Genomic DNA, 5,273 nt, shown 5'->3' on the forward strand with positions numbered 1-5,273 from the left:
TCGACCTCGCACTCAACGAACTGTTCAACGACCCCACCGCACGCGCCGTGGCCGAGCAGATCGCCGAACGCAGGGGCGGCACCGGCGAATCCGCGGGTGCGGCGGCTGTGTCCGAGAGTGCGGGCCCGCCCGCCGGGCCGACCGCGGTACCGCGCGCTGCCTATGCGCGCCCCGACCGGGCCTAGCCACTCCCCCAGCAACACGGACCAACGATTGTGAGCGAGGACCAGATGAACTCGGGCCAGGTCTATGTCATGCCGGCGTCCCCGGCGCAGGTCGGCCTGTGGCTGCTCGTGGAGCTCGACCCGACGTCCACGGCGTACAACGTGCCGGCCGCCATGCGGCTGACCGGGCAGTTGGACACGGGCGCACTCGAGCGCGCTCTCAGCGCGCTGTGCGAGCGGCACGAGATTCTGCGGACCACGTTCACCGTCGCCGACGGCCGGGTGTCCCAGGTGATCCACCCTCTGGCGGCACTGCGCCCCACGGTGGACCACCTGGACTTCGGCGAGCTGGGTGAGGGGGCCGCCGCCGCATGCCGCGAGGAGTGCACGCGCAGGGCGGCGGAGCCGTTCGACCTGGAGAAGGGGCCGCTGCTGCGGATCGCCGTCCACCGCCTGGAGGACGACGACCATGTGGTCTCCCTGCTCATGCACCACATCGTCACCGACGGCTGGTCCATGGGTGTGTTCATCAAGGAGCTGACCGTGCTGTACCTGGCCGAGCTGGCCGGGGCCGACGGGAACGCCCTGCTCTCGCCGCCCGCCCTCCAGTACGCCGACTTCGCCGTCTGGCACGACGAGTGGCTGGGTTCCGGCGTCCAGGACAAGCAGCTCGACCACTGGCGCAGGGTCCTGGACGACCAGGAACTGGTGCTGGAACTGCCCACGGACCGTGCACGTCCCAGGGTGCCGTCCTTCGCGGGTGACCGCGTGACCGCCGTGATCGCCGAGGACCTCACCCGCGCCGTTCGGACCACCGCCGCGCGTCAGGGCGCCACACTGTTCATGGCGGCGCATGCCGCGTTCGCGTCCGTGCTGGCCCGCAACGCCGCCCAGCCACGGGTCCGGCTCGGCGTCCCGTCGGCGGGCCGGGATCACCCGCACACCGCTGAGCTGATCGGCTTCTTCGCCAACACCCTGGTGATTCCCACCGACTGGCGCCGTGGGATGTCCTTCGGCGATCTGCTGGTCCAGGTGCGAAAGCGCACCACGGAGGCGCTCGCGCACGCCGACGTGCCCTTCGGCGAGATCGTCCGCACGCTCGGTGGCCGGCGCGACCGGTCCCGCAACCCGCTCTTCCAGGCCATGATCGCCATGGACAACGCTCCCGGCGGTTTCGACCTCGCGCCCGGCCTCACCGCTCACCGTTTCGACGTGCCGACGGACGTCGCCAAGTTCGACCTGACCTTGTTCGTGCATGAGGGTCCCGCCGGTGTCGAGCTGAGCCTGGAGTACGCCACCGACCTGTTCGGCCGCGCCACCGCTGAGCGCCTGCTCAGCCAGGTCCTGGCCGTCCTGCGCGAGGGAGCACACGCCCCCGAGCGCCCCCCGGCAGCCCTGCTCGCGGTGGACGCGGACCAGCTGCTGCAACTCGCGCAGTGGTCGGACGGTCCCGCCCGTCCGCAGGACGGCGACGGCGCCGTCAGCGCCCTGGCGCTCTTCACGTGCCATGCCGCCCGAACGCCGGAAGCCATCGCCCTCGTCGACGGCGAACGCCGCGTGAGCTACAACGAGTTGGACGCACTGGCGGACCGCATCGCGGCCGGCCTTGCGGAAGCGGGCGTCGGCCGCGCCGATGTCGTCGGCGTGGCGGTGCCACGCTCCGTGGAGCTGGTCGCTGCGCTGCTGGCCGTGTGGAAGCGCGGTGCCGTGTACGTGCCGCTGGACCCGGCGCAGCCCGCCGCCCGGCTGACGGCGATCGTCGCGGACGCCCGCCCGGCGGTCGTCCTGGAAGCCGGCGGCCGCGGCGCGAACCTGACCTCCGGCGCCACACCGGTGCTGGACGTTCACGCCCTCGCCACCGCCCCAGCCGCCGACGGCCCGGGCACCGCGACACCCGCGTCCACGGGGCACGACCTGGCCTACGTGCTGTACACCTCGGGCTCCACCGGCCGCCCCAAGGGCGTCCAGATCACCCAGGCCGGGCTGCACAACTATCTGACGTGGGCCGCGTCCGCGTACTGCCCCGACGAGCCGCCGGTCGCGCCCCTGCACACCACCGTCGGCTTCGACCTGACCGTGACCAGCCTGTGGGTGCCGCTCACCAGCGGTGGCTGTGTCCATCTGGTGGACGAGGCGTCCCCCCTGGAAGGACTGGTCGGTGCGCTCACCGGGCCCGCCCGGCCCACGCTGGTGAAGCTGACGCCTGCCCACCTGGAGGCGGTGTGCAGGCTGGTGCGCCCGGGCGGGCTCGCCGGGCTGCGGACTTGTTTCGTCGTCGGTGGTGAGGCACTGCCGCCGGGACTGGTACGCCGTCTGTTCGCCATCGCTCCGGACGCCCGTGTGGTCAACGAGTACGGGCCTACGGAGACCGTGGTCGGCTGCTGCGTGGCGAGCACGGTCGCCTCGGACGAGCTGGGTGACCGCCCCGGTCTGGCCATCGGCCGACCGATCGGCAGCACCCGGCTGTACGTGGTGGACGAATGGCTGGAACGGGTCCCGGTGGGAATGCCCGGCGAGCTGCTGGTCGGCGGGGCGGGCGTGGGCCGCGGCTATCTGGATGATCCTCGACGCACGGCCGCGGCCTTCGTCCCCGATCCGTTCTCCGATGTGCCGGGCGCACGCCTCTACCGCACAGGTGATGTGGTGCGGTATCTGCCTGACGGGCAGCTGGAGTTCCTGGGGCGGCGCGATCACCAGGTAAAGATCCGCGGCCAGCGGATCGAGCTCGCCGAGGTGGAGGCGGCGCTGCGTGCCATCGAGGGTGTCACGGATGCCGTCGTCCTGTCGGTTCCCGATCAGCTCGGCCGGTCCCGGCTGGCCGGCTGGGTGAGTGGCGCGTCCGACGCCACCGCTGTGCGCGCGGCGGCCGTCGCCGCGCTACCCGACGCCATGGTGCCGTCGGCGATCTCCGTGCTCGACACACTCCCCCTCACCCCCAACGGCAAGATCGACCGCGCGGCTCTTCCGGCCCCGGTGTTCGCCGACCACACGGAGTATGTGGAGCCTCGTACGGAGGCGGAGCGGCAGGTCGCGGCCGTGTTCGCGGAGGTGCTGGGTGTGGAGCGGGTCGGCCTGGAGGACGACTTCTTCCAACTCGGCGGCCACTCACTCCTCGCCACGCAGTTGATAGCGCGCGTGCGGGAAAAGCTGGGTGTGAACCTGCCGCTGCGGGCGCTGTTCGAGCGGCCGGTGGTGGGCGGGTTCGCAGAGGCGGTGGTGGCCGCGCAGGCGGTGGAGGTGGCGCCGCTGGTGCGGGTGGAGCGTTCGGGTCCGCTCGAGGTCTCGTACGCACAGCAGCGCATGTGGTTCCTGCACCAGCTGGAACCGGACAGCGCCTCCTACAACGTCCCCGCCGTCGTCCTGCTGCGCGGACCCCTGGACGCCGAGCGGCTGCGTGCCGCCCTGGTCACCGTCGCACAGCGCCACGAAGTCCTGCGAACCGTGTTCGCCGAAACCGACGGACGCCCCGTGCAACTCGTCCGCGACGAACCCCTCATCGACTTCCAGGAAACCGATCTCAGCGATTGCGCCGAACTGCTCCCCGCCGCCGAACGGATGGCCGCCGAACTCGCCGCCCGTCCGTTCGACCTGGAGCACGGCCCGCTCAGCCGCTGGATCCTGGCCAGGGCGGGTACCCACGAAGCCGTACTGGCCCTGTGCATGCACCACATCGTGTCGGACGGCTGGTCGGTGGGTGTGCTGCTGCGGGAGGTCCAGGCCGCCTACGCAGGCCGGGAACTTCCGGAACTTCCCGTGCAGTACGCCGACTTCGCGGTGTGGCAGCGCCAGTGGCTGGCCTCAGGCGTCCTGGAAGAGCAGCTGGCCCACTGGCGCACGGCCCTCGCGGGCGCACCACCGGTGCTCGAGCTCCCCGCGGACTTCCCCCGCCCCGCCGTCCCCAGCTACCGCGGCGCCCATCTGCATGCGCTCATCGACGGAGACACCGCAGCACGCCTCAATGATCTGGCACGTGATCAGGGCGCGACGCTGTTCATGGTGCTCCAGGCGGTGTACGCCGCCCTGCTCGCACGCCGGGCGGGACAGGACGAAGTCGTCGTCGGCGTGCCCGTCGCCAACCGGTCCCGCACCGAGACGGAGAACCTGATCGGATTCTTCGTCAACACCCTGCCGATCCGCACCCGAGTCAACGCCCACCAGCCCTTCACCGACCTGCTCGCACAGGTCCGCGACACCTCCCTGGAAGCCTTCGCCCACCAGGACGTGCCCTTCGAACGCCTCGTCGAGGAGCTCGCACCCGACCGCGACCTCGCCCGAAACCCCATCTTCCAGACCATGTTCGTCCTTCAGAACACTCCCCAGAGCGACGGAGCGGACCTGGGGGACGTGACGGTGGAACGCCTTCCGCTGGAGGAAGGCATGGCGAAGTTCGACATCACACTGATGGTGGAAGAACCGCAAGCCGGGGGCGACCGTGCTCTTCCGGTGTCGCTGGAGTTCGCGACGGATCTGTTCGCGCGGGGTACGGCGCAGACGGTTCTGGACGACTTCGTGCGAGCCTGCCGGACCCTTGCCGAGCGTCACGGTCAGATGAACGTGTCCGAACTGACCGCCGTCTCCACCGAACAACGCACCCTGCTGCTGGAACAGTGGAACGCCACCGAACGGCCCGAACAACTCGGCGGCATCATCCAACGCCTGCGCACCCACGCCGAACGAACACCCGACGCGGTGGCCGTCCAGGACGACCGCGGCATCGTCACCTATGCGCAACTCGCCGCCCGCGCCGACCACCTCGCGTCTCTGCTGAAGGACGCCGGTGTGGGGATCGGTGAGCGGGTGGTGCTGCACCTGGAACGGGGCATCGACGCCATCACCGCCGTCCTGGGCGTACTCGGCGCCGGCGCCGCCTACGTCCCCCTGGACATCCGCGCACCACTGACACGCAGCGCCGGCATCCTCAACGACAGCGGAGCACGCATCCTGCTGACCTCGGCGGACCTGCTGTCCTCGGCACGCGAGCTCGCGGCGGGGTCGGACCAGCACATGAGTGTGCTGGTGGTGGACGGTGTGGAGACGGCGGGCCCGCTGAGCGAACCACTCGGGCACCCCGACGACCTCGCCTACGTCATCTACACCTCCGGCTCCACC

The 5,273-nt window shown here is 71.0% G+C and carries 2 protein-coding genes; both read left to right on the plus strand.

The features are described 5' to 3' along the window. On the plus strand, window positions 1–185 hold a 185-nt coding region (locus tag ACFV6V_RS25470), incomplete at its 5' end, for a hypothetical protein (RefSeq protein WP_385569164.1). 30 nt (window positions 186–215) lie between these two features. After that, window positions 216–5,273 (plus strand): amino acid adenylation domain-containing protein (locus ACFV6V_RS25475; RefSeq protein WP_385569167.1); only part of this gene is annotated, 5,058 nt, incomplete at its 3' end.

Source organism: Streptomyces sp. NPDC059828 (assembly GCF_042731955.1).
GTDB lineage: Bacteria > Actinomycetota > Actinomycetes > Streptomycetales > Streptomycetaceae > Streptomyces.